The 22,888-nt window shown below is 37.2% G+C and carries 26 protein-coding genes, 1 tRNA gene and 1 pseudogene; 18 read left to right on the top strand and 10 right to left on the bottom strand.

Annotated features, from left to right (window positions below):
- Positions 1–120 precede the first annotated feature (120 nt).
- The 9 genes from G343_RS0110590 to G343_RS0110545 form a co-directional block, all read right to left on the bottom strand.
- A complete protein-coding gene (locus G343_RS0110590) occupies positions 121–513 on the bottom strand; it encodes a hypothetical protein (RefSeq protein ID WP_020008122.1) in 393 nt (130 codons plus the stop codon).
- 2 nt (positions 514–515) lie between these two features.
- A complete protein-coding gene (locus G343_RS0110585; protein WP_020008121.1) occupies positions 516–716 on the bottom strand; it encodes a helix-turn-helix domain-containing protein in 201 nt (66 codons plus the stop codon).
- Between the two features lie 990 nt (positions 717–1,706).
- The gene (locus G343_RS0110580; protein WP_020008120.1) at positions 1,707–2,345 is read right to left on the bottom strand and encodes an ABC transporter ATP-binding protein; all 639 of its coding nucleotides are present in this window, start codon (positions 2,343–2,345) and stop codon (positions 1,707–1,709) included.
- Positions 2,346–2,361: 16 nt separating this feature from the next.
- A complete protein-coding gene (locus G343_RS0110575) occupies positions 2,362–3,819 on the bottom strand; it encodes a permease (protein ID WP_245541951.1) in 1,458 nt (485 codons plus the stop codon).
- Between the two features lie 25 nt (positions 3,820–3,844).
- Entirely contained in the window at positions 3,845–4,639 is a 795-nt protein-coding gene (locus G343_RS0110570) for a hypothetical protein (protein WP_020008118.1), read from the bottom strand.
- A gap of 51 nt (positions 4,640–4,690) precedes the next feature.
- Positions 4,691–5,401 (bottom strand): permease prefix domain 1-containing protein, encoded by a 711-nt coding sequence (locus tag G343_RS14600; protein WP_020008117.1) that lies wholly within the window; start codon positions 5,399–5,401, stop codon positions 4,691–4,693.
- Entirely contained in the window at positions 5,388–5,738 is a 351-nt protein-coding gene (locus G343_RS0110560) for a PadR family transcriptional regulator (RefSeq protein ID WP_020008116.1), read from the bottom strand. Before G343_RS0110560 ends, G343_RS14600 begins: the two co-directional genes overlap by 14 nt.
- 288 nt (positions 5,739–6,026) lie before the next feature.
- The gene (locus G343_RS15465) at positions 6,027–6,197 is read right to left on the bottom strand and encodes a hypothetical protein (protein WP_020008115.1); all 171 of its coding nucleotides are present in this window, start codon (positions 6,195–6,197) and stop codon (positions 6,027–6,029) included.
- An 811-nt stretch (positions 6,198–7,008) separates the two neighbouring features.
- Positions 7,009–7,569 carry a recombinase family protein gene (locus G343_RS0110545; protein ID WP_020008113.1) on the bottom strand — a complete coding sequence of 187 codons (561 nt, stop codon included), beginning with the start codon at positions 7,567–7,569 and terminating at the stop codon, positions 7,009–7,011.
- Positions 7,570–7,849: 280 nt separating this feature from the next.
- On the opposite strand from G343_RS0110545, the pseudogene G343_RS15770 reads away from it, so the two are divergent.
- From G343_RS15770 to G343_RS14585, 13 genes and pseudogenes are all read left to right on the top strand, one after another.
- A pseudogene (locus G343_RS15770) lies at positions 7,850–8,050 on the top strand (hypothetical protein).
- Positions 8,051–8,084: 34 nt separating this feature from the next.
- A complete protein-coding gene (locus tag G343_RS0110535; RefSeq protein ID WP_020008111.1) occupies positions 8,085–8,405 on the top strand; it encodes an ArsR/SmtB family transcription factor in 321 nt (106 codons plus the stop codon).
- Positions 8,406–8,493: 88 nt separating this feature from the next.
- The gene (locus G343_RS0110530; RefSeq protein WP_020008110.1) at positions 8,494–9,378 is read left to right on the top strand and encodes a permease; all 885 of its coding nucleotides are present in this window, start codon (positions 8,494–8,496) and stop codon (positions 9,376–9,378) included.
- Positions 9,379–9,397: 19 nt separating this feature from the next.
- A complete protein-coding gene (locus G343_RS0110525; protein WP_020008109.1) occupies positions 9,398–10,453 on the top strand; it encodes a methyltransferase domain-containing protein in 1,056 nt (351 codons plus the stop codon).
- A 24-nt stretch (positions 10,454–10,477) separates the two neighbouring features.
- Positions 10,478–10,621: a hypothetical protein gene (locus tag G343_RS15460; protein ID WP_020008108.1), complete on the top strand. Its 144-nt coding sequence runs from the start codon at positions 10,478–10,480 to the stop codon at positions 10,619–10,621.
- Between the two features lie 69 nt (positions 10,622–10,690).
- Positions 10,691–12,130, top strand: a complete 1,440-nt coding sequence (locus G343_RS0110515) for a Mu transposase C-terminal domain-containing protein (protein ID WP_020008107.1) — start codon at positions 10,691–10,693, stop codon at positions 12,128–12,130.
- Positions 12,123–12,959, top strand: coding sequence for an AAA family ATPase (locus G343_RS0110510; RefSeq protein ID WP_020008106.1), 837 nt, complete (start codon positions 12,123–12,125; stop codon positions 12,957–12,959). Before G343_RS0110515 ends, G343_RS0110510 begins: the two co-directional genes overlap by 8 nt.
- A gap of 19 nt (positions 12,960–12,978) precedes the next feature.
- Entirely contained in the window at positions 12,979–13,539 is a 561-nt protein-coding gene (locus G343_RS0110505) for a recombinase family protein (RefSeq protein ID WP_020008105.1), read from the top strand.
- 250 nt (positions 13,540–13,789) lie between these two features.
- Positions 13,790–13,996 (top strand): response regulator transcription factor, encoded by a 207-nt coding sequence (locus tag G343_RS15890; protein WP_342662116.1) that lies wholly within the window; start codon positions 13,790–13,792, stop codon positions 13,994–13,996.
- Complete coding sequence (locus tag G343_RS14820; RefSeq protein ID WP_342662115.1) at positions 13,965–14,402, top strand: LuxR C-terminal-related transcriptional regulator; 438 nt, start codon at positions 13,965–13,967, stop codon at positions 14,400–14,402. Before G343_RS15890 ends, G343_RS14820 begins: the two co-directional genes overlap by 32 nt.
- A 173-nt stretch (positions 14,403–14,575) precedes the next feature.
- On the top strand, positions 14,576–15,484 hold the full coding sequence (locus G343_RS0110495) for a DUF7916 family protein (RefSeq protein ID WP_020008104.1): 909 nt from the start codon (positions 14,576–14,578) through the stop codon (positions 15,482–15,484).
- A 156-nt stretch (positions 15,485–15,640) separates the two neighbouring features.
- Complete coding sequence (locus G343_RS15220) at positions 15,641–15,808, top strand: hypothetical protein (RefSeq protein ID WP_020008103.1); 168 nt, start codon at positions 15,641–15,643, stop codon at positions 15,806–15,808.
- A gap of 86 nt (positions 15,809–15,894) precedes the next feature.
- Positions 15,895–16,980: an enoyl-CoA hydratase/isomerase family protein gene (locus tag G343_RS14585; protein WP_020008102.1), complete on the top strand. Its 1,086-nt coding sequence runs from the start codon at positions 15,895–15,897 to the stop codon at positions 16,978–16,980.
- 94 nt (positions 16,981–17,074) lie between these two features.
- Here the strand turns inward: G343_RS14585 and G343_RS0110480 are convergent.
- Positions 17,075–17,148 (bottom strand) — tRNA-Pro (locus G343_RS0110480).
- Positions 17,149–17,379: 231 nt separating this feature from the next.
- Here G343_RS0110480 and G343_RS0110475 point away from each other — a divergent pair.
- From G343_RS0110475 to G343_RS0110455, 5 genes are all read left to right on the top strand, one after another.
- The gene (locus tag G343_RS0110475) at positions 17,380–18,897 is read left to right on the top strand and encodes a BCCT family transporter (RefSeq protein WP_020008101.1); all 1,518 of its coding nucleotides are present in this window, start codon (positions 17,380–17,382) and stop codon (positions 18,895–18,897) included.
- 2 nt (positions 18,898–18,899) lie between these two features.
- Positions 18,900–20,903 (top strand): CocE/NonD family hydrolase, encoded by a 2,004-nt coding sequence (locus G343_RS0110470; protein ID WP_020008100.1) that lies wholly within the window; start codon positions 18,900–18,902, stop codon positions 20,901–20,903.
- Positions 20,904–21,114: 211 nt separating this feature from the next.
- Positions 21,115–22,038 (top strand): AEC family transporter, encoded by a 924-nt coding sequence (locus G343_RS0110465; RefSeq protein ID WP_020008099.1) that lies wholly within the window; start codon positions 21,115–21,117, stop codon positions 22,036–22,038.
- Positions 22,039–22,107: 69 nt separating this feature from the next.
- Entirely contained in the window at positions 22,108–22,518 is a 411-nt protein-coding gene (locus tag G343_RS0110460) for an RDD family protein (protein WP_020008098.1), read from the top strand.
- Between the two features lie 86 nt (positions 22,519–22,604).
- Positions 22,605–22,817 carry a hypothetical protein gene (locus tag G343_RS0110455; protein WP_020008097.1) on the top strand — a complete coding sequence of 71 codons (213 nt, stop codon included), beginning with the start codon at positions 22,605–22,607 and terminating at the stop codon, positions 22,815–22,817.
- Positions 22,818–22,888 lie beyond the last annotated feature (71 nt).

Below are 22,888 nucleotides of genomic sequence, written 5' to 3'. Positions count from 1 at the left end.
TAAAATTCCCTTTATTGCAAAAGCAAAACAAAATTTCCAGCTAAAGTCGAATTTCCCCGGGGCCGGGACTTTTGTCCCACCCCCTGTAATTGAAATGAAGTAACCATGGTCCTAAATAATTTAACTTTTTATACTGTTTATAGTTAGCGATATTATAAAGGATAAAGAATTGATTAATAAGAGTGATAGAAGAACTACGGTAACATCATTTACATAGTTAACAGTGACTAAAAAAGAAAATACAATGATACTTGAATTAGTTATATGATGAGAGAAGAATCCACTTTTATAATTAATCAATTTTGTTCTCTCATCACGAGGTTCGTTGGACTTAAAAAAATATTCTTCAATGATTCCTGTTAATCCTATGGTAATTACAACTATATTAAACAAAAATAAGTTTGTGTTATTCAAAAGTATACTTCCAATACCAACTATTACTAATATGATGTAAACGATGTAATTTATAGCATTTGAATGATTAGAGTATTCTTTTTTTTCGTATAGACTCATTTTTATTCCCCCTCGTACTTGAATAGATCTTCAATGTTGACTTCGAATAGTCGCGCTAACTTAAAACTCAATTCTAGGGATGGATAGAATTTCCCTTTTTCTATAGAGATAACCGTTTGCCTGGATACCTTAAGAAGAGAAGCTAAATATTCTTGTGAATAGTTGTTTTTTTTACGATATTCTTTTACACAATTGATTATCATCTGCTCACCTCATGTAATTTCAAGATATATCATTAATTCTTAAATGTAAAGTTTAGTTTACTTTTATATTGCAGTTCTAGAAAAGATAGGGTATTACGAGAGCTGAAGTTGAATATGTCAAAGAGCAAATTTTAAAATATAGTTTTACGCATATTTATCATCAACCATACGGTCTATCCCTTTAAAAAAACGACCTTCTACAATCACTACTTCTAACTTCGACACCTTTCTAATCCTCCAATACACCAGTTATTCTATAATTTCTTAGCGTAACTGATGAGAAAATGTATTTGGGAAAAGTTTTCAGTTCCATCAAGCAAGAACTTTCCAGTTTAGTTTAGCAGTCATAACTGGCTTAAATTTATCTGGCCATTCCTCCTTTTAGTATATGGCATCGGGGCGTAGCTTTGGTTATCGTTCATTTGGTAGCGTGGGGGACGTTCTAAAGCTGATATGATAATAATAAAAAAAGGGTGCAGCATCTCTACTTCGAGACGCTGCATCCTTCTTTCAATTTCATAAATCAAAAATACTAAGCACATACTTAGAAACCAATAAAATCAATATCACTATAATGTCTATTTAGGGTCTACTCTAATCAATCAAAATTTAAGAGGGAAAAACAACGGGCTTATAAGGAAATGAAATAGCAAGGGCTAATCTACACAGAAAGAAATCACCTGAGCAAAATCATTATAGATATTAAAACATTACCTCAAGTAAAAGAAGTATTAATTGTTGAACCTGTTGATGCGGTAATGAAACCTGTTTGTTTCATCAATGTACCTGTGAAGGAATTGCTGGGATTAGCCAGAAAAAAGTGTACGGACCAGGAAGATAAGGGGGGAATTGAAATGGTAGCGGTTAAAAATTTAGAAAGAAAGATGAACTATTAAGTAAGGAAAAAGACAAAAGTGGCAGATGCTGCTAAATAGCTGTATATCCTTGATTGTCTTTTTCAAGTGCTTATCGAAAGTCTTCCTCAAGCATTTATTTCAAGTGTTCTAAGTTGAAATTCCTCACTCTAAAGACATGATCACTTAAAATATCGATATCTTCTTGGTTATGGCTTGTAAAGATGATTGTCTTTCCTTGTTCCTTCAAAGTAAAAATAAGGTTGCGCATCCTTTCAGTACTGTCAATATCCAAAGCGTTAAAGGGTTCATCAAGAATCAAGATATCCTGATCCTCCATGATAGCTTGCGCAAGAGCTAATTTCTGTTTCATACCAAGTGAGTAATTTTTTACTTTCTGCTCTGCTGTTGGCTGTAGACCGACAGCAATCATCGCTTCTTTGATTTGCTTATCGGCTATCTTTTCTTTAATCATCGATAAATACTTCAAGTTTTCAAAACCAGTTTTATTGGCTAAATAGCCGGGGCGGTCAATAATGATTCCAAAGTTTTGTGGAAACCGGTTTTTCTTGCCCAACTGTTCACCCCTTACTGTCACACTTCCTTGATCCGGGAAGACAAACCCGCATATCATTTTGAACAGAACAGATTTTCCGGATCCATTCGGGCCAACTAAACCGTAGATTTTTCCTTTTTCAATAGAAAGGTCGGTATCTTCAAAGAGAACCATTCCCTTATATGACTTATGTACACTCTTCAATTCAATTAAAGACATTACACACACTTCCTTTTCATAAACTAAAATCTTTCTTATTCAAAATATAAGCAAGAACAGTTAATGTTAACAGAGCATAAGCAAGCAAAACTGAGGTGTGAAGAAAAATTGATTGTGATGCCCCCAGTAGTCCCATGCTATTCAACCCAACCGGAAAAAGATAACTTAAATTCAGTTTCGGCAACATAAATATACTTAAAGCGAGAAGAGTAATAAAACTTTTCATGACATCCATGGTGACGATGGATATTAAAACAACCAATAAGATGTAAAAAGTGACCTGCAAAAATCCATTTACAAAAAAGTGGTAAGCAATGATTCCCATTGAACTTTCCGGATATAAATTAGACTGTAGTGGAAATGGGTAACCAAAACAAAATGCAACTATTGCTATGAAGCCCGAAAGCAGTAATAAGAAAAGGATCAATTTGCGTATTATTGGATTGAAACTTGCTAAAAACCACTTCGTTAATGATTCGTATCGAATAATGGACATATAACTCATCTTCACAATTTGTTCGTGCAAAAAGAGCTGGACGAAATAGACAAAACCCATAAAAGCAATGATATAAAAGCTGAAGGATAAAAGGCTAAACTCTTCATTTGTCGTACCGAAAAAGGAGAGAATCCAAAGATCAACTGCAGTCATCGCTTCGTTCTCATACTGCAAGGCATTAGAAATAATCGTAAATCCAATCATTCCGACGAATAATCCGCCAGCCCAATGATCTTTGACTAAAACTTGTACAGATTGAAAATTTCTGCCGATGAAAGGCAAGAGTAAGCAGCCGATCCCCAAGACAATGAACAAGACGAGGAATGGTGTCACAGGACTGCTGAAACTTTCTATTCCATGAAACAAGCTTAAGTAGTTGGGCAGAGAAATGAAGGAAAAAGATGCTGGAATGACCTGGAAAGACAAGATAGATATCAGCATCAGCAACACAAGGAATGAATTGAGAGCCCATTTTCTTTTTGAAACGGTGTACAATATTGCTGTACTCAGTTGAATTACCATCAATGTCATGAAAAATAGTAGAAATTGCAAGAGCCAGGCAATTACAGGCATTGAAAAAATATGGTTGTATACGAATAGGATTTCATTTCCGCTTTTCTCAAGAGCTGAAAATTCACTCCACTGACCGGAAAAAGGCAGGCCGATGGAAACAAGTAGGCTGCATATATTCCATAAAGAAAGAATTAGCAGATTAAATAAGGCGAAACCTTTCATTTGGTTGATAATCCATTGGCCATATGATTTGAAACGGATGAGTTGAGTATAGTCGAACGAAACGGTCAATTGATAACCAATTTTAAAAAGGTACAGTGGAAACATAAGGTAGACGATTAAGTACACGTCGCTAACGCCACGGAGTGTCAAATCCCAAAAATTGACTGATAAAGATACACTTTCAGCTTCTGCTAAAAGTGAATTACGCTCATTCCATAAATAAAGACAAATGAAAGTAGCCACTATAAACCACTTCAATCCAGAAAAATTAATCCGCATATTCATATACATTTTCCTTATAGTCCTTATTCACATAAGCAATCAAAATAGATAAAAATAAGAGATGGACTGAGAATGGGATAAGAATAGTCCAAATTGGTTGTGCGGTAATATTGAAAGGGAAGACCGTACTGGTTGTCGAAAATTCCGGATGCCCTAAAATACTAGCAATAAAGTTCATGACGAAATACCAAAGGAACGGCAACGAAAGAGCTAGGAAATTATTTTTAATAATTAACGTCAGTACATAAGCGGCTGTTGCATAAAGCACTGCATTGATTGCAATCCACGTTGAAAAAATAATACCATAAGTTAAACTCCCGTATTGCAGAAAAATCTCGAGTGTTCCGATGGATGAAGAAAAAGAACCAGGACTTCTGGATTCGTAAACAATCAATCCGATAGATGGCTCAATAAAGACAAGAAAGACAAAGGGAAGAAACACCATGGCAAAAGCTACAACAAAGACCATTCCTGCATTTACAATACCTTTTGCCATGATATAGTGGGACAATCGAGCTCGTATTTTTGTGTAAGCAATGAAGTTATCCTTCCTCTCAGCTGCGAAGCTGTTTGCGTATAGTACGATAAAAAGCAACGGGAATAGTAGTGCGATAACATTTCCGACTACTTCCGCATGCACGTCAACAGGCCGGTAAAAGGTATAGCCGGTTTTTACTATGAAAAATTGGAAGCTTGTTGGAATAAAAATGACAGCTAAACATAAAAGGATCTTCTGCAGAGTTATTGCTTTCCTCCATTCCATTTTGAGTAAATGCTTCATTTTTTCTCCTTTCGTGAGTCGGAATTTTTAATGAATCAGTGAATTTATATATTATTCAATTTTTCTATGATATACGTTAATGATTAGCCGAATCGCAAACAGCGTTCCAGAACTGGCTAACCCAGCAAACAAAATCATAGCGGCAAATATACGGTAATCTGTCACTTCCAATACGACAAAACTATCATCGGTACCATAACTATAAGTATTCAATAGGAAAGTGAGCGGGCCCCACATCTCTCTTTCTATTTTATACAAAGGTTCAGATGAAATGGCGTTATGATTTACAATCAAATCTCCGGTACTATATGCTTTTACTTCCTTAATATAAGGGGCGTTTTGGATGAGCGATTGAATCTGATTCTCATCAGCTGAAGAAAGTACTTCAGTGTCAGCGACTAGATCAGCTATTTCATAGGCAATAATAGCTTGGTCTGATTCCTGTCCACTATTGGCTGCTAATATAATTCCGAATAAAGCGATTGATACTAGGAGTAAACTCAAACCGATATAAAGGATACGTTTTCCAAAAAACTTCTGAGTTTGAACTATTTGATTGATTTGGGAACGTAACTCATTCACTTCGCCAAACCGTTCTTTGGCAATTCGCATGGCTTCTTCTTCAGAGAATCCTTCAGATTTCAATTCGTACACTGTTTCAACTAAATGGTTTTTCATTTCTATCTTTAATTCTTGTACTTCTTTATCGTTGCCTTTCGCATGCCGATAGACCTTCTCAACGTATTCTTCAATCTGTTTCAAAACTTTTTTCACCTCCAATAAATTCATCAATAATTTGCTTAACAAATTCCCATTCTTTGCATTTCTGTTCATAGCCTTCTGTTCCTAAAGGAGTAAGATAATAATATTTCCTTCTTCCACCAGGCCCTTGCTCGTCACCCCAATAAGAAGCAATCCACTTATTTTTTTCTAAACGTTTTAGAGAAAGATAGAGAGTGCCTTCCTTTAGGTCGAACTGATTGTTACTTTTTTCCCGAACCAGTTTAGCGATTTCATAGCCATATCTGTCTTTATTCGTCAAAAGGGAAAGGATGATCGTATCAATATTTCCTTTTAAAACTTCTTTATTAACTTCCACTGAGTTCACCTCTTCATATAACATAAAACAATATACTTAATAATGCAAGGTAATGATTAATGATATGTTCTTCTTCTATTTTAACTAGCTGAAATCAAATGTAAGTAAGTTTACATATGATAATTAATTGATAGACGTTATAAGTACAGAAGAATCTCCAATATCCTTTTCAAAAAATAGAATATTGGAGCTTCCTCATTAACAAGCAAAAAGAGGTTGCCTTGATGGCAACCCCTTAAGCTTTTAAGCAATAGTTTCATTCTACAATTACGCCCTTTTGTTGCATATTTATTTAGAGTCATCAATGCAATTCTTACAGATTATTTTACTATTCTTTTTCAAATACGCTTTTATTTCGACCATTATTATTTTCTCTGGAGCTTTCATTTTCGCATTGATTTCTTCTCCGCCTTGAATTTCTCGATTGCAATTGGAACAGTATAATTTTCGTTTAAACATCTTTACACCTCCTCCACAAAATGGCCCGTTAACGGAAGAAAGTTTATGTTCGGTATTGCTTAAAAAAAGCTTATAACCATTAGGAGAAAGGAGATAAGAAATATCAATAGAATCAATATAACTATTATAGGTGCGACCATTTTCAAAAATCCTTGCTCCTTCTTTTTAAAACCTATGAAGCTAAAAATCAAACTAAGCAACCCTGTAATAATGGACGTGAAAAATAGTATCTGGATTACAACAACCATTGCCCCTTCAGGTTGTCTTGGAGCAATTGCATAAGATGTAAAAATTGTTATCACACAAATAATACCTAAAATTGTTGACAAATTGCTGTACTTTTTAAGCATTTGCTTTGGTCCCCTTTTTCAATAACATTTAAAAATTGACTATCTTTCTTAGTAATTCAATTTTCATAAGGTGTGCCGATTCTTATTAGAATATTGGGGCCGTTTAACGAAGCACTTTAAGATGTCCTTTTGCGCTGTAAGTTCATGATACATACGTTGATCATCTTGTGTTTGACAATAATGGCAAATTATTTTATATTTTCCCATTCTCTTAAAGCACTTAACTTATCAAATTTATTACAATGCTGATAGTCTTTATTTTCTCATCCTATCAATATTTTTCTGTGAATTTCAAGTTTATTTAACGACCGTTTATTGGAAGAATGGAAGGAGATAAAACACAGCTGACTTCACTTGTCAGTTTTGGAGTTATATGGCATAAATTTTGCACTTTAAATGGCACAAAGCAGGTAGTATCTAATACAACTGTTTGCCTGCTTTATTTTACTAAATTTCTCTAATTATTCTTCTAATTTATTAAGGTAACGATAAATTGTTGTACGTGAAACTTGCCATTGCTCTGCAATTGTTTTAATTGGTGTGCCATTGTCATAAAGTGTTTTGAGTAAATTTAAATCTTGCTTATTTAATTTTTCAGGTCTTCCTCCATAACGTCCTCTGGCACGAGCTGCAATTCGACCAGCTGAAGAACGCTCTAAAATTAAGTTACGTTCAAATTCAGCAAATGCTGCGAATAAATGAAATAATAATTGCCCAGTAGAACTTGATTTATCCATCGTTATATTTTCTTCTAAACTATGAAAACTCACGCCTCGTTCGTTAAGTTCATTAACTAATGTGATTAAATCTTCCATGTTGCGTCCTAGTCTATCTAATCTCCAAACGACAATCGTATCTCCTGATCTAGCAAATTCAATTGCTTTATCTAAACCAGGCCTTTTACTTTTTGAACCACTCATATGGTCGTTAAATATCTTTTCACAACCATATGCATTTAATCGATCTTCCTGTAAATTTAAATTTTGTAATCCCGTTGAAACTCTTGCATAACCTATTTTCAAAATACAAACCTCCTATATACATAACTAGTGTACCATAACTTAATTCTTAGGTCTTTTGTGAACATAGATTTTTGGTTGGGTTTATGAACACAAAAATATATATAATACTTACTTATTTAGACATAAAAAGAGAGTGTACAGAAAATAACCATTTTCTGTACACTCTTGCGTATATTACTTTTTTATTAGTATCTTGTAAAAAGAGAAAAAATCATTTATAGTTAATATATCAAAAAAAGTTGATTTATTGTTTCAGTATCTTATAAAGGAGTTCTGTTTTATGAGAGTAAATCATGCAAGTACATTATCAGTTGATTATTTTGTTTGTTATTTAAATTTAATTATGATATCAAGAGAAGTCACTTTAAAAGAAGCTATATTATATATGAAGAAAGAGTTTTTTTAAGGAGAAACTGATGTGTATGGTAAAATGACAGAAACTCATTTTAATCTAGCAATAGAAGAACTTAAACAAAAATAGAAGTGTTTAAAAGTACAAAAGGGGTGATCTTTCAATGGAAGTTATTAAATCCAGTCCTAATAGAACTGAGGAAGAACAATTGGATTTTTATGAACAGATGTTTAATGCTCTTGCTGATAAGATTAGACTTAAAATTTTGCATTCAATACGGCAAAGTAATACAAAATCTTTGTGTGTATGTGATTTGGAGGAATTATTAGAACTAAAACAATCAAAACTTTCTTATCATTTAAAAAAATTAGTAGATGCAAATATTCTTATTGCTGAAAAGCATGGTACATGGAACTATTATAAAATTAATGAGCAACAAATACAGGTAGTTTTGAATGAAGATACTTGTTGTAAGATACTATAAGTATCTTCTTTTATTACAATATTAATCAAGTTTTTTTGATTAATATATCAAAAAAACTTGATTAAATAGATTCGGAGGCGTTACACTAATGTTAGATTCAATTATAGAATTCATAAAAACATTTTTAATGTTGTTTTTTGAATTATTAGTACTATTTATAATCGTGAGTTTCATTGTAAGTTTAATTCAACAAGTTGTTTCAGAAGAAAAAATCAAAAGATTTTTAAGCAGACCCAATCAAGCGATTAATTACATATTGGGGATGGTATTTGGTGCTATTACGCCTTTTTGTTCTTGTTCGACAATCCCAATACTTGCAGGTCTATTAAATTCTAAAGTACCTTTTGGTCCATCAATGAGTTTCTTAATTGCTTCGCCATTAATGAACCCACTAATGATCTTTATGCTATGGGCTTTATTAGGTTGGAAAGTTGCTGTTGTTTATTTTGTAGTACTAGCTATTTTCAGTATGTTAACAGGTCTAGTATTTTCAAAAATGAATTTAGCTGAAAGTTATAAAGGAGTTAATGTTAAAGGCGATGGATTTTTCGCTAATAAAACAGGGTCTCGTTTTAAACAGGCGTTAAACGACGCATGGGCATTTTTATACCCAATGTTACCTTATTTATTTATTGGTGTGTTTGTTGGTGCCTTTATATATGGATTCGTACCTGAAACATTTATAACTAAATATGCAAGTGGAGATGGCATTATATCCGTATTCATTGCTTCTGTTATCGGTATTCCTATGTATATCAGACCTGAAACAATGTTACCTATCGCTGAAGCATTAGTATCAAAAGGAATGTCGCTAGGAACAGTTGTTGCATTGATAATTGGTGGCGCTGGCGCAAGCATTCCAGAAGTTGTATTGCTATCTAAGTTATTTAAGAAAAAATTTGTAGTCTCATTTGTTATCGCAATTTTAGTTGTAGCTATTGCTACCGGATTAATTGTTAATATGATTGTTTAAATTTAAGGGGGATAAATTAATGAATCAAGAAGCATCAGTAATCAGTAGATATGGGAATGCTGCAAAAAATCATGAAGAAAATTTATGTTGTCCAGTAGAATATGATACGAAATACTTAAAAATCATACCCGATGAAATCATAGAAAAAGATTATGGTTGTGGCGATCCTTTAGGTAAGATTAAAGAAGGAGATACCGTTTTGGATTTAGGTTCTGGCGGAGGTAAAGTTCCTTATATAGTTTCGCAGATTGTCGGTGAAACAGGTAAAGTTATTGGCGTAGATATGAATGACGATATGTTAAATCTTGCTAAAAAATATCAGAATCAAATGATTGAAAAAATTGGTTATGACAATGTAAGTTTTTATAAAGGAAAGATTCAAAACTTAAAATTAGATTTAGAAGTTTTGGATAAATATTTACAAGAACATCCTGTTAGTGATTTAGGTACTTATCAATCTACCAATCAATATATTAATTACTTAGAAGATGAAATGACTATGATAAAAGATAATAGCATAGACGTGGTTATATCTAACTGTGTTCTAAACTTAGTTTCAACCGAAGAAAAAGAGGAACTTTTCAAAGAAATTTATCGTGTTTTAAAAGATGGTGGTAAAGCTGTCATCTCAGATATTGTTTCTAACGTAGAAGTTCCTGAACAATTGAGACAAGACGAAGACTTGTGGAGTGGTTGCTATTCAGGCGCTATTGAAGAAAAATCTTTTGTTGAAGCTTTCGAAAAGGTAGGCTTTTATGGTGTGGAAATAGATAAACGCGAAGATACATGGACTACTATAGAAGATATTAACTTTAGAAGTATGACTGTTATAGCTCATAAAGGCAAAGAAGGCCCTTGTATTGATAAAGGACAATCTGTTATATACAAAGGCCCATTTAAACATATTGAAGATGATGATAATCATATTTTTGAGCGTGGAGAAAGAGCCTTTGTATGTGAAAAAACATTTAATATATTACAGCAAAATCCATATAAAGATGTCTTTGAATTTATTAATGAAAATGAAGAAGCAATTGATATAGAAGAATGTTGCGATACATCATGTGGTTGCTAAAAACCAATTAAAGGAGGTGTTAAAATGGAAAAAAATGCATTTAAAAAAGCTATTTCTAAATTAAAACCTAAAGAACAAGCTTGTTGCTCTGTAGAAATTGAGGAAAAAGAAGAGAACAAAAAAGAAAATACAAATAAAGATCAACAGAATAATAAAGGTTGTTGTTAATGCTGTATCATTAACAATTAAATTAGGGAGCATAAAAGTATGCTTCCTTTTTTTTATGGAGGTGCTGAAATGATTAAAAACTTAGCTGACTTTACCGAAGAAGAACGTCAAAAAGCTATGGAAAGGTATTATATACTTGAACCTTATTTTAAAAAATTAAAATCAGTAAGAGCAGTTAGTGAATCAGAAAAAGTACCAAATCGCACACTTTATAATTGGATTAGTAGATACAAAAATGATGGATTAGCAGGTCTTATAGATAAAACGAGAAAAGACAGAAATCGTATAAAGATAGATGAAGATACTATCAATTTTGTTCAGAATGAGTATTTTAGTAACAGAGGAATTTCTATAGCTTCTATACACCGTAAAACAAAACAGTGGTGTAATAATAAGAATCTCTCTGAACCTAGCTATTATCAAGTTTATAATATTATTAAGCGAATACCTGAAAACTTAAAGGCTTATTCAAATATGAATTCAAAAAAATATGCTGAAAAATACGATGGTATATACACACGTGAGTGCGAACGTCCTAATGAAATTTGGCAAGCCGACCATACCATGTTAGACATAGAAGTACTAAATGAAAAGAACGAAATTGAAAGACCATGGCTAACAATCGTTTTAGATGATTATAGCAGAGCAATTGCAGGTTTTAGAATAGAGTTTGGAACACCAGATACCGAGAGAACAGCACTTGTTCTAAGACAAGCAATATGGAAAAAAGGAAATTCAAATTGGCCAATTTGTGGTATACCAGAAAAATTCTATACTGATCATGGCAAAGACTATACCTCAGAACATATGCAACAAGTATCAGCTAATCTCAAAATAGAACTGATATATTCCAAAATAGGTATACCAAAAGGTAGGGGGAAAATAGAACGTTTTTTCCAAACAGTTAATTTAATGTTTCTTGAATTGCTCCCTGGTTATACCAAAAATAAAAAATCAAGAAAATATCTTACTTTGGAAGACCTTAATAATAAGTTTGAACACTTTATATTAAATGAATACCACTATCGTCAACATGGAACAACAAAAGAAAACCCGATAGAAAAATGGAATCAACCAGACTTTCTCCCTCAATTACCAGAATCTAGAGAATTATTAGATTTACTACTATTAACTACAACTAAGCCTAGAAAAATACACAAAGATGGTATTTATTTTAAAGGTTTAAGGTATTTCTCCACTAACCTCATTGCTTATATAACAGAAGAAGTTTTTATAAGATATGATCCTCAAGATATTTCAGAAATTCGAGTCTATTTAAACAATCAATTTTTAAGTATTGCGTATTGCAGTGATTTAGAAAATCAAAGTATAAGTATAAAAGAAATTGAAAGGCTAAGAGCAAATAAAAAAAGAGAATTAGGAACAAGTATTACTCGAACACGGAATCTTGTTCAAAACCTCAATCGTCCTAAGTTAGCAGAAGAAGAATTAAACAATAATGATAAAAAAGTTAAAAAGTCAAAACTTAAGAGGTATAAAAATGACTAATAAAGTTTTTGTTGAAACGAAACAATATCGGCGATTTGAAGAGTTTTGTGATAACTGCGCTAAGTATAAATATATGGGTATTTGTTATGGAAATCCAGGTGTCGGTAAAACGTTTTCTGCTCAATATTATGCAAATTGGGATTATGTAAATCCAATCATTACTGAATTTCAAAAAGCTGATGATAAAGGAAGTAATATACACAATGATCAATTTTTAAACTGTAAAACAATTTTTTATACAGCACCTCCTGTTAGGCCTTCAAGAATTTATAAAGAGTTATTAAACCTAGCTAGTGAATTAACATTGGGAAAAATTGGATACAGAGCATTGAAAGAGCAAAAGGAATTTAATGGATTAGAAGAACTTGTTAGATTGCAACCAAGTAATTATGAAATTGATTTAATAATCATTGACGAAGTTGATAGATTAAACTATAAAACTTTGGAAATTATTAGAGATATTTATGATCAACTTGATATTGGTGTTGTTTTAATTGGTATGCCAGGTATAGAAAAGCGATTATCAAGGTACCCTCAATTGTATTCTCGTATTGGGTTCAGCCATCATTTTGAAAAATTAAGTAACGATGAATTAAAACATGTTTTAGAATATAGATGGAATGAACTTTCATTACCTTTAAGTTATGATGATTTTGAAGATTATGAATCTGTTAATACCGTAATAAAAATAACTAATGGCAATTTTAGACTCGTACAAAGACTGTTTTCTCAAATTATACGAATTATGGAGATTAATGAATTAAATAAAATAAATGTTGAAGTGATAGAAGCTGCTAGAGAAGGTTTACTAATCGGAGAAAATGAGTGATTTGAAAGGGCTGTCGTAAATGAGAAAAATAGGATATGCACGTGTACCTTATGCTGATCAAAATTTAGATACCCAAGTAACCCATTTATTAATCAATGGATGTGATTTAGTTTTTTCTGAAAAAGTAAACATTTATAACAGAGAGCAAATAGAACTCAAAAGTTGTTTAGAAGAATTAAAAGAGAATGACATTTTAGTTATAACTGACTTGAAAACTTTAGGTTTAACGCCTAAACAGTTTATAAACTTTCTAGATCGCGAAATAATTTCAAAAAACTTTCATTTAGAAGTACTTACCCTGAATATAAATACTCAAAATGAATATGGGCAATACTTTATTAGGTTATTCAAAATGTTATTAGAATCCGAAAAAGTACTAGTACAAGAGAGAACGTCAAATGGTTTAAATGCTGCTCGAGAAAAAGGACGAAAAGGAGGACGGCCTCAAAAAATCGAAAAAAGCCAAAAGCAATATATTAAACAGTTATATGATAGCGATAGTTATACGGGTGAAGAAATTGCTAAAATGACCGGTTTAAGTAGGAGTTCTATCTATAGAATAATTAGAGAAACATTATAAAATAAAGCAGGTAGACAGTGAAATAGTTGTCTATCTGCTTTGTGCCATTTAAAGTGCAAAATTTATGCCATATAACTCCAAAACTGACATTCACTATAGTTGTAAGTACAAAAACACGTACAATTATCTTTGTCTAATATTCTCAACTCTTATTGAGTTTTTGTACTGCACCCAAGGCTTGTCAGTGCTCATTAGATAATGGAATACATATAATCCCCATTCAGAGGTAATTAAGAGGAGGAACGTACAGATGAAACTGCTGATCGTTGATGACGACCCTTTAATTTGCCAGAGTTTGAAATTGCTGCTCAGTAAAGAAGTTGATTTTGAAAATGTTGAAACGGCACAAAACGGCCAAGAAGCGGTGGATTTCTGTGACAGGGACGTCCCCCGATGTCATATTGATGGATCTGCGGATGCCCGTCATGGATGGGATAGAAAGTACCAGAATCATTAAAGAACATTGGCCGGGGATCCAGATCATGGTGCTTACCACATTTCAGGATGAAAGCAATATCAGGCAGGCACTCCAAGCCGGTGCAGAAGGATATTTATTGAAATCCGCTTCCATTGAAAATATGGCCCAGCAGATAAGAACGCTGGCCTCCGGTTCCACTGTGCTGGATGCCGAAGTATTGAAGACAATTATGGAGCCCGACTACAAATCTTTCGATGAACTGACGGATCGGGAAAACGATATCGTAGAGTGCGTCGCCCGAGGGCTGTCAAATCAGGAAATCGCAGACGATCTGTTTTTGAGCGCAGGTACAGTGCGGAATATGCTGTCCGTCATCCTGGATAAGCTGGAAATCCGGGATCGGACCCAGCTGGCAATTTACTATTTGCAACGAAATGAGGAGTGAAAGATGTTAACCGTCATTCAGGGATATGTTCAATGACCATTAAAAGTTTAACGGTCATCGAGAACTGCATTAAATGACACTTTATAACTATTAAAACAATCATCCATATAAGATCAGTTTCTAGAAGCATTTTTGGATGCTTTTATTTATAATGAAATCAAAGGGGCGATAATATGAAACGGTTACTTGACTGTACAGCTTCGGACTTTAAAACGATGACGGGACAGGAATTGAAACAGGCGGTTAAAGCGAGTGAGGGCAGAGTGATGCTGTCGGAGAATATGTCGACGGTGCCGCCTTTGTATCCGAATGTGACAAACTCTGAACTGGCGGCTGCTTTCGGAGCGGATCTCCTGCTATTGAATGTTTTCGATGTGTTCAACCCTGAGGTGAAAGGATGCGGGCGCGAGGATATCGTGAATCAGGTCAAGCATCTGACAGGCCGTCCGGTCGGTATTAATCTTGAACCGGCGGATCAAGAGGCGGGCGCCTCAGAACCGCTGGAAACACTGACGCCGGGGAGAACGGCGACTGAAGCATCCCTGAGGGAAGCAAAGCATCTCGGATTCGATTTCATCTGCCTGACAGGCAACCCGAAAACGGGGGTGACGAATGACAAGACCGCTGCAGCCATCCAAAAAGCACGTGCAGTGTTCGGATCAGAAGGACTGATCATTGCCGGTAAGATGCATGGTGCCGGTGTTAGAAGTGAATCAGGAAGCAGCATCATCACTGAAGATGATATTGACAGATTCACCTCCGCGGGTGCGGATATCATTCTCATGCCGGCACCCGGGACAGTCCCGGGGATAACGATGGATCAGACAGTGAAATATGTCCAGTACGCCCAGTCAAAAGGGGCACTCGTCATGCTGACGATCGGCACAAGCCAGGAAGGCGCGGATGAAGCGACCATCAGACAGATTGCACTGAACGCTAAGATGGCCGGGGCGGATATTCATCATATCGGTGATGCCGGATTCTATGGCATTGCTGTGCCTGAAAACATTTTTACCTATTCCATTGCCATCCGCGGCAGACGGCACACGTTCAGCAGAATGGCAGCTTCGATCAACAGATAAAGTTATTATTTAATGTAGAGACAAAAGATGAAAAAGGGCATTTAGAAAAATCCTTAACTTTGGTAAAAGAGCAAAAACCCAAATTTAAACCCGGAAAAACAGGAAGTGAATTATTCAGACACAAACTATCAACTTTTAGGGAGAATTATTTCCCCTATGAAACCGATCAAAGAAATATTGGGTTTTTGGGGGCAGTCGGGTGCCTTTGCCTTTTACAACCCTGAGCGTGACATATACTTTACAGGCACGGTTAATCAGAGCAGTGGTTTTGGACATAGTGCAGCTCACAAAGCTATGTTAAAAACGATTAAGGCAATATACTAGTATGAGTGATAAATTGTTGATGGATCAGATGTTCATAATCATCGGACTTAATGCTGAGAGAATTTTTTAAGGGGTGAAGAAATAAAATGCAAACGTCAACGGTCTTGTTTAATGTTCACAATGGAATCGGCTGGATTACGCTTAATCGTCCTCAGGTGCTGAATTCACTTGATGTTGATATGGTAACTCGTATTAAAGAGCGTTTAGACACATGGAAAAGCCGTTCGGATGTGGTAATGGTTTGTGTGGTTGGCGCGGGTGAAAAAGGGTTGTGTGCTGGAGGGGATATACGGAAATTGTATGATTACCGGTCATCGAATATCGTTGGACATGCGGCTCATTTTTTTACTGCAGAATATATGATGGATGCCATGTTTTGGCATTTTCCGAAACCCGTTCTAGTGTATATGGATGGCGTGGTTATGGGCGGGGGTGCCGGCATATCAGTCGGCGCCTCTCATCGGATTGTAACTGAGAAAACTAAATGGGCAATGCCTGAGTTAAACATTGGTTTTTTCCCTGATGTCGGAAGCAGTTATTTCCTGAATCGTCTGCCCGGCGCAATCGGCCGTTATTTAGCGTTGACATCGGAGGTTATCAAGGGAGAAGACGCAGTCTATTTAGGACTTGCGGATTATTATTTGGAAGAAAAAGACTGGGACGAGCTATTGCAGGTACTTTCTGAGAAAGACTGGACGGCTGGCGATGCGGGAAACGATTTACATGAACTCGTTGGATCGTTTAAGAAAACGAATGACGTCCCGTCTTCTTTACAGGAAATGAAGGAGAAAATCGATGCCCATTTTTCTTTGGATACCGTAGAAGGTATTATCCATTCACTTGAAAAGTCCAGCCGGAATACGGATGATTGGGAAGATAAAATGAGACAAAAACTGTTGTCTAAATCACCCACTTCCTTAAAGGTGGCACTTAAACAACAACAAGGAAAAGGCCGCTCCTACACAGACTGCTTACGCATGGAGCTGGACATGGCGATGAACTTTATGAACCATCATGATTTTTATGAAGGCGTCCGTGCCGTGTTAGTGGATAAAGATCGTTCGCCGGCATGGCAGCCAGCAGCCTTATCGGACGTTTCGGATGCAGACGTTGCTTCCTTTTTCGAATACAGCTGGCCTGAAAGGAAACACCCATTAGCAGATCTCGAATGAGTGGGGCGTTTCAAAGTATAAAACATCTCTCGTTTCCAAGGCTCGCATACTGAAAAACGCTTGAAGCGCATTGCGCTCCAAGCGTTTTAACTTATCGGGATGACAGGATTTGAACCCGCGACCCCTAGCACCCCATGCTAGTGCTCTACCAAGCTGAGCTACATCCCGTCTAATTTTCAATAACATACATAATTATAGTAAAACTTTCGATTGAAGACAATGAAAACCGATTTATTCTTTGACGTAAATTAACTTTATAAAATGTATTATAATGGGTTCTTTTTCACATCTCCATTTGATTCCTTTTTGCATCTTTGTTAGCGTTAACCGGTAAATGTTTATGAAACGCTGCCATGAGCGTTTTATAAGCTGATAAAATAACTTTTTTGGAGGGATAAAATGAAAGAAAGAGCAAAGATAGATCATCTGGTTTTCTGGCCGGCAATTGTCGTTTTAGTAACGATAACGCTGTCTCTGGTCATTTTCCAATCATCAGCAGAGCCTTTTCTCGACGGTTTACTTACAGCGATTAACACTCGCATGGACTGGGTGTTTCAATTCCTGACATTTGGTTTATTCATACTGTTGTTATGGATTGCTTTTGGAAAATACGGAAAAGTGAAGCTTGGTGAAGGCAAACCCGCATTTGGCAATTTCAGTTACGGCGCAATGCTATTCTGTGCCGGTATGGGGACGAGTATTATGTTCTGGTCCATTATTGAACCGATGTATTACTTTACTGGCCCGCCATTCGGATTTGAGCCGGGAAGTAACGAGGCAGCAGAATGGTCTGTGGCCTATGGTATGTTCCACTGGGGGATTTCCGCATGGTGTATATATGCATTTCCGACACTGGTGATCGCTTATTCGTTTTTTATCAAGCAGAATAAATCCCTGAAGATCAGTCAGGCAGTTAAAGGTGCCATTGGCAAGTATGCGGATGGCAATATCGGACGCATTATCGACATACTTGTCATTTGGAGTCTGGTCGGTGGTTTGGGTACTTCCCTTGGGCTTGGTGTACCAATGGTATCCGCAGGGATTGGCCATCTTCTGGGGATCGAACAATCAGCGATGCTCAGCGTCATTATCATGATTATCTGGTCGATCATATACGTCACAAGTGCTTCTCTTGGTATATATAAAGGGATTCGCAGATTGAGTAACCTAAATGTTTATCTGGCATTGGGACTGGCGATTTTTGTTATCATCGCAGGTCCGACCGGATTTATATTAACTTATTTCACAGACAGTTTTGGTATCATGGCACAAAATTTCCTGAGAATGAGTTTCTATACAGATCCGATTAACGGCGGCGGTTTCCCACAGGCTTGGACAGTATTCTATTTCTCATGGTTTGCAGCGACAGCACCATTCATGGGATTGTTCATTGCAAGGATTTCCAAAGGGAGATCATTAAGAAGCCTTGTCCTTAACATTCTTGGCTGGGGATCTCTCGGCAGCTGGCTCTACTTTGGAGTTTTCGGCGGTTACACGATGAATCTTCAGCAGACGGGTGCGCTTGATGTAGTCGGAAGTATGGCAGAAAACGGTGATGCATCAACCATTATCAATGTATTAGAAACACTGCCGGCGAGCTATATTGCAATTCTATTTTTCGTAATTCTAGGGTTCATATTTCTTGCTACTTCGTTGGATTCCGCTTCTTATATTCTGGCATCGACGGCATCTGTGAGAGTCGGAGAGGGCGTTGAACCGCCATCCTGGCATATCATTGTGTGGGGGCTGATCATGGCTGGATTGTCCATTTCACTGCTTCTGATCGGAGGCTTGAATGTTGTACAGACATCGGCCGTTGTTGTTGCGGTGCCAGTGGTCATACTTTATATACTTTTAATCATTTCACTGATGAAATGGCTAAAAGCAGATTTTAAAGACAAAGTTGAGGAGGATTAACAGTGGGCGTTTTTGATGTTGACTATAATATGATACAGGAGCGGACAGACTTTCCATATGAAGTTGAAATTACAGCACACACATGGATAACGATGTCTGATGGTGTGAAACTGTCAGCAAAATTGTGGCAGCCAAAAAATATTGAGGATAAAACAAAAGGGGCCGTCCTGGAGTACCTGCCATACAGAAAGGATGAGTTCACAGCCCTGAGGGATGAAATCAGACATAAATACTTCGCTGGCTGTGGATATACATCTATCCGTGTAGACATAAGAGGCACCGGGGATTCTGAAGGTATTATAAAAGATGAGTATCCCAAGCAGGAGCAGGATGACGCTCTGGAAATTATTTCATGGATTGAAAATCAGGCATGGTCCAACGGTTCAGTCGCAATGATCGGCAAGTCATGGGGCGGGTTTAACGGATTACAGCTCGCCGCTCTTCAACCTGCAGCACTGAAAACAATCATCACACTGTGTTCAACAGACGACCGTTATGCAGATGATGTCCATTACCGCGGTGGTACGCTGATGGGCTCAGATATGCTCTGGTGGAGCTCAACAATGTTTGCATATAATGCAAGACCGCCCTTTCCAAAATTTGTGGGAGATAAATGGTATGAAATGTGGTTGGATCGCATGGAGAATACGCCGCCGTTCATTGAAGAATGGGTTTCTCATCAGACGCGGGACGATTACTGGAAGCATGGTTCAGTGGGTGAAAACTATGGAGATATTAAAATCCCAGTCCTTACGATGAGCGGCTGGGCAGACGGTTATACAGACGCTTTATTCAGACTCATGAATAATCTTGACGTGCCAAAGAAAGGTATCGTCGGTCCCTGGGCCCACGAATTTCCGGATACGGCGATCCCCGGCCCACAAATGGGATATTTGCAGGAAGTTACTGAATGGCTTGACAAATGGATGACGGATAAAAGCTGCCCGGATCATGAGGACGCTTTCCTTGTCTATGTGCAGGATAGTGTCAAACCGGCAACCTCATATGATTACAGAAACGGAAAATGGCTGGATCTGTTTGACGAAAAGCAGGAAAACATTGATTTGTTTAAAAATTTAAACAATGAAATACACCTTAAAAATATCCAGCAGCACGGACTTTATTCCGGAGTTTTCTGCCCATTTGGACAGGATGGGGATCTTCCGGATGACCAGACGATAGATAATGCACTGACAAGTACTTTCGTGCTGGAGCCTTCGACAGAACCAGTAAACTTTGTCGGTCAGCCGATTGCCAGGCTCAGAGTTAAATCCGATGTAAAAGAAGCAAATGTTCATGTCAGGATCTCCGATGTACATCCGACGGGTGAAAAAACATTGGTAACAATGGGACAGTTGAATCTGAACCATTATAACAGCCATGAATATCCGGAAGATCTGCCAGTGGATGAATATATTGACGCAGAAGTCACACTTGATGTCATTGGGTATCAAATGCCTAAAGGCCATCAGATAGAAATCTCCGTGTCCCCGACCTACTGGCCGCAGATATGGCCGTCAAAGGAAATTGCAGGGTTGACCGTTGATATGGCTCAATCACAACTGCTTGTACCAACAGTCAATGAATTTACTGAAGTAGAGTTAAAGCACACACAGGCAGAAACCGCTGCACCGCTGGATAAGATCATTCATCGAGATGGTTCAAGAACACGCGACGTGATAAAAAGACTGACCACTGGGGAGTGGGTTCTTGATGATTTTTCTGATGAAGGATTAAGGACATTGACAGATGCTCATATCACTTACGGCACAAAGAATCATAATGTCTATACAGTCAAAGAAAATGATCCCTTATCAGCAAAAGTGGAATGTGATTGGAGCGTTATCGTCAAAGATGATGATATCGATACGGAGATGATAACGACAAGTATCATGTCCTGTGATGAGAATTACTACTATTTAACCAACAGACTTACCGCTTACAATAATGGAGAAAAGTGCTTCAGCAAAACGTGGGAAAAACAAATTCTGCGAAATTACAGCTAGACTCAAAGACGGTTTACTTTAATGTAAGCCGTTTTTACATATTGGTATCTTTCACCTGCTTTCTGATGGATAAATGCCAATATCTGTCCAGCAGCACATCAATGAGATCAGCCCGCCAAAAAATTTCACTCCAACAATCATTATAGTTTTTCTTATCAATGCTTTATATTATAGTAAGGGTAACTTATTATACAGAAAGAAGATGCATCATATGTCTTATATCAGTCTGGTTTTCCTGGATGTAATTGTGCCGATCCTGATACTTCTGGGGGTTGGCGTAATTCTGCAGAAGAAATTTCAATTCCGCCTGAGGCCGATTGCCAATCTGGTCACGTTCTGTTTTATGCCTGCCGCCGTATTCTTAAATATTTATAATGCCCAAATTGAACTTTCGCTCCTGGGTCAGCTGGCTTTGTATCTGACATTGTTCATTGCGATTCTCATGGCTCTAGCGAATGTCATCAGCCGTTTTTTGAATCTGGAGAAAGGTGAGGAAACGGCATTAAAAAACAGTATTTCACTCATGAACTCCGGCAACTACGGTCTGCCGGTGAGCCAGCTGGTGTTCAGCGCGAATCCTGCGGGTGTATCTGTCCAGATCATCGTACTGGTCGTACAGAATCTGCTCACTTTCACTTATGGTCTGTACAACCTGAATTCCGCTTCAAAGCCGGTGGCTGATATTATCAGGGAGTTGTTCAGATTACCGATCATTTATGCTCTATTGCTGGCGATACTGCTTAAGGTCTTCAATACAGAACTCCCGAACTTCCTGATGGTACCCATCGAGCAGCTGGCCGGCGGGTTTGCGGCGATTGCACTGATTCTCCTCGGCATGCAGCTGGAAAGTATTCAGTTAAAAACCTTTCACCGGGTGATCGGCTGGAGCTTGTTTGGACGTCTATTCATTGGGCCGGCGCTCGCGCTCCTGCTGATATTCGTTCTCGGTATTGAAGGCGTTATTGCACAATCCTTGCTGATTGCCAGTGCATTTCCAACTTCCAGAAACACCGCAACACTTGCACTTGAGTATGATGTAGAGCCGGAACTCAGTGCGCAGGTGGTCCTGTATTCCACTGTGCTCAGCAGTCTGACGGTGACGTTTGTCATTTATATAGCAATGCATATGTTCTAAGTTTCGGTTTGGATAGTACTTAGAAAATGATACAATACAAACAAACGCGTAAAATGGAGGACGAAGAACATGAGCAATCCAGCAGGTTTTTGGATTCGTTTTGGGTCGAGGATTATTGATGCTTTAATGATTGGAATCATTATTGCTGTGGTGCTGACGGTGTTTAGCCTGGATACACAGTCCAGAGCCGTTCAGTTCTCAGAGTCACTCATTTCATTATTGTATTTCATCATTGTACCGGTACTGTGGCTGGGCTACACCGTCGGCAAGCGTGTGTTCAGCATCCGTATCGTGCATAAGAACGGTTCGCAAGTTTCATTATTGACAATGATCATGAGAGAATTCGTCGCTGGGCTGGCATATGGCCTGACACTAGGGCTGTTGGTGATTGTATCTGTCTTCATGGTTGGGCTGAGAGAAGATAAGCGGGCCATCCATGATCTGATTGCCGGTACGTATGTGACCCATGACAGTCCATGAATAGCAGTTGACTGAGGTGAAGTCGTGAAGCGATGGACACTTCGGTCTTTTTATTACCTGCAGTTTGACAAAAAGGAGAATTGGTTATGAATCTATTCCTATTATTGAGTACATGGGCCCTGATGTTGTCACCGACGGCGGGTACACTCATCCTGAACACAGCCGCTGGTGAACAGCCCCTGCCGGATACCCCGTTGAACCGGGTGATTGTGGTCGTCGTTCCATTGGCGATACTCACCATCAGTGTGATTGTCATACTGGTATACCTGATACGCAGGTTCAAGAATAAGGATAAATAGCAGAATTGATGGCCGTCACGTGATTGGGGATGCTCTCAGATTTTTGGCTCAATGCTGGATATATCGATTTA

The organism is Salinicoccus albus DSM 19776 (assembly GCF_000385175.1).
GTDB lineage: Bacteria > Bacillota > Bacilli > Staphylococcales > Salinicoccaceae > Salinicoccus > Salinicoccus albus.
The sequence above is the reverse complement of the archived record's forward strand: the minus strand, read 5'-3'. Positions and strand labels throughout refer to the sequence as shown.

Excerpts from the sequence above, each read along its gene's own strand:
- G343_RS0110525 (WP_020008109.1), top strand. The coding sequence starts at position 9,398 with ATGAATCAAGAAGCATCAGTAATCAGTAGATATGGGAATGCTGCAAAA.
- G343_RS15220 (WP_020008103.1), top strand. The coding sequence starts at position 15,641 with ATGAAACCGATCAAAGAAATATTGGGTTTTTGGGGGCAGTCGGGTGCC.
- G343_RS14585 (WP_020008102.1), top strand. The coding sequence starts at position 15,895 with ATGCAAACGTCAACGGTCTTGTTTAATGTTCACAATGGAATCGGCTGG.
- G343_RS0110580 (WP_020008120.1), bottom strand. The coding sequence starts at position 2,345 with ATGTCTTTAATTGAATTGAAGAGTGTACATAAGTCATATAAGGGAATG.
- G343_RS0110510 (WP_020008106.1), top strand. The coding sequence starts at position 12,123 with ATGACTAATAAAGTTTTTGTTGAAACGAAACAATATCGGCGATTTGAA.
- G343_RS0110535 (WP_020008111.1), top strand. The coding sequence starts at position 8,085 with ATGGAAGTTATTAAATCCAGTCCTAATAGAACTGAGGAAGAACAATTG.
- G343_RS0110460 (WP_020008098.1), top strand. The coding sequence starts at position 22,108 with ATGAGCAATCCAGCAGGTTTTTGGATTCGTTTTGGGTCGAGGATTATT.
- G343_RS0110585 (WP_020008121.1), bottom strand. The coding sequence starts at position 716 with ATGATAATCAATTGTGTAAAAGAATATCGTAAAAAAAACAACTATTCA.
- G343_RS0110530 (WP_020008110.1), top strand. The coding sequence starts at position 8,494 with ATGTTAGATTCAATTATAGAATTCATAAAAACATTTTTAATGTTGTTT.
- G343_RS0110515 (WP_020008107.1), top strand. The coding sequence starts at position 10,691 with ATGATTAAAAACTTAGCTGACTTTACCGAAGAAGAACGTCAAAAAGCT.
- G343_RS0110475 (WP_020008101.1), top strand. The coding sequence starts at position 17,380 with ATGAAAGAAAGAGCAAAGATAGATCATCTGGTTTTCTGGCCGGCAATT.
- G343_RS0110590 (WP_020008122.1), bottom strand. The coding sequence starts at position 513 with ATGAGTCTATACGAAAAAAAAGAATACTCTAATCATTCAAATGCTATA.
- G343_RS15460 (WP_020008108.1), top strand. The coding sequence starts at position 10,478 with ATGGAAAAAAATGCATTTAAAAAAGCTATTTCTAAATTAAAACCTAAA.
- G343_RS0110505 (WP_020008105.1), top strand. The coding sequence starts at position 12,979 with ATGAGAAAAATAGGATATGCACGTGTACCTTATGCTGATCAAAATTTA.
- G343_RS0110465 (WP_020008099.1), top strand. The coding sequence starts at position 21,115 with ATGTCTTATATCAGTCTGGTTTTCCTGGATGTAATTGTGCCGATCCTG.
- G343_RS15465 (WP_020008115.1), bottom strand. The coding sequence starts at position 6,197 with ATGTTTAAACGAAAATTATACTGTTCCAATTGCAATCGAGAAATTCAA.
- G343_RS14820 (WP_342662115.1), top strand. The coding sequence starts at position 13,965 with ATGGATGGGATAGAAAGTACCAGAATCATTAAAGAACATTGGCCGGGG.
- G343_RS15890 (WP_342662116.1), top strand. The coding sequence starts at position 13,790 with ATGAAACTGCTGATCGTTGATGACGACCCTTTAATTTGCCAGAGTTTG.
- G343_RS0110570 (WP_020008118.1), bottom strand. The coding sequence starts at position 4,639 with ATGAAGCATTTACTCAAAATGGAATGGAGGAAAGCAATAACTCTGCAG.
- G343_RS0110455 (WP_020008097.1), top strand. The coding sequence starts at position 22,605 with ATGAATCTATTCCTATTATTGAGTACATGGGCCCTGATGTTGTCACCG.
- G343_RS0110495 (WP_020008104.1), top strand. The coding sequence starts at position 14,576 with ATGAAACGGTTACTTGACTGTACAGCTTCGGACTTTAAAACGATGACG.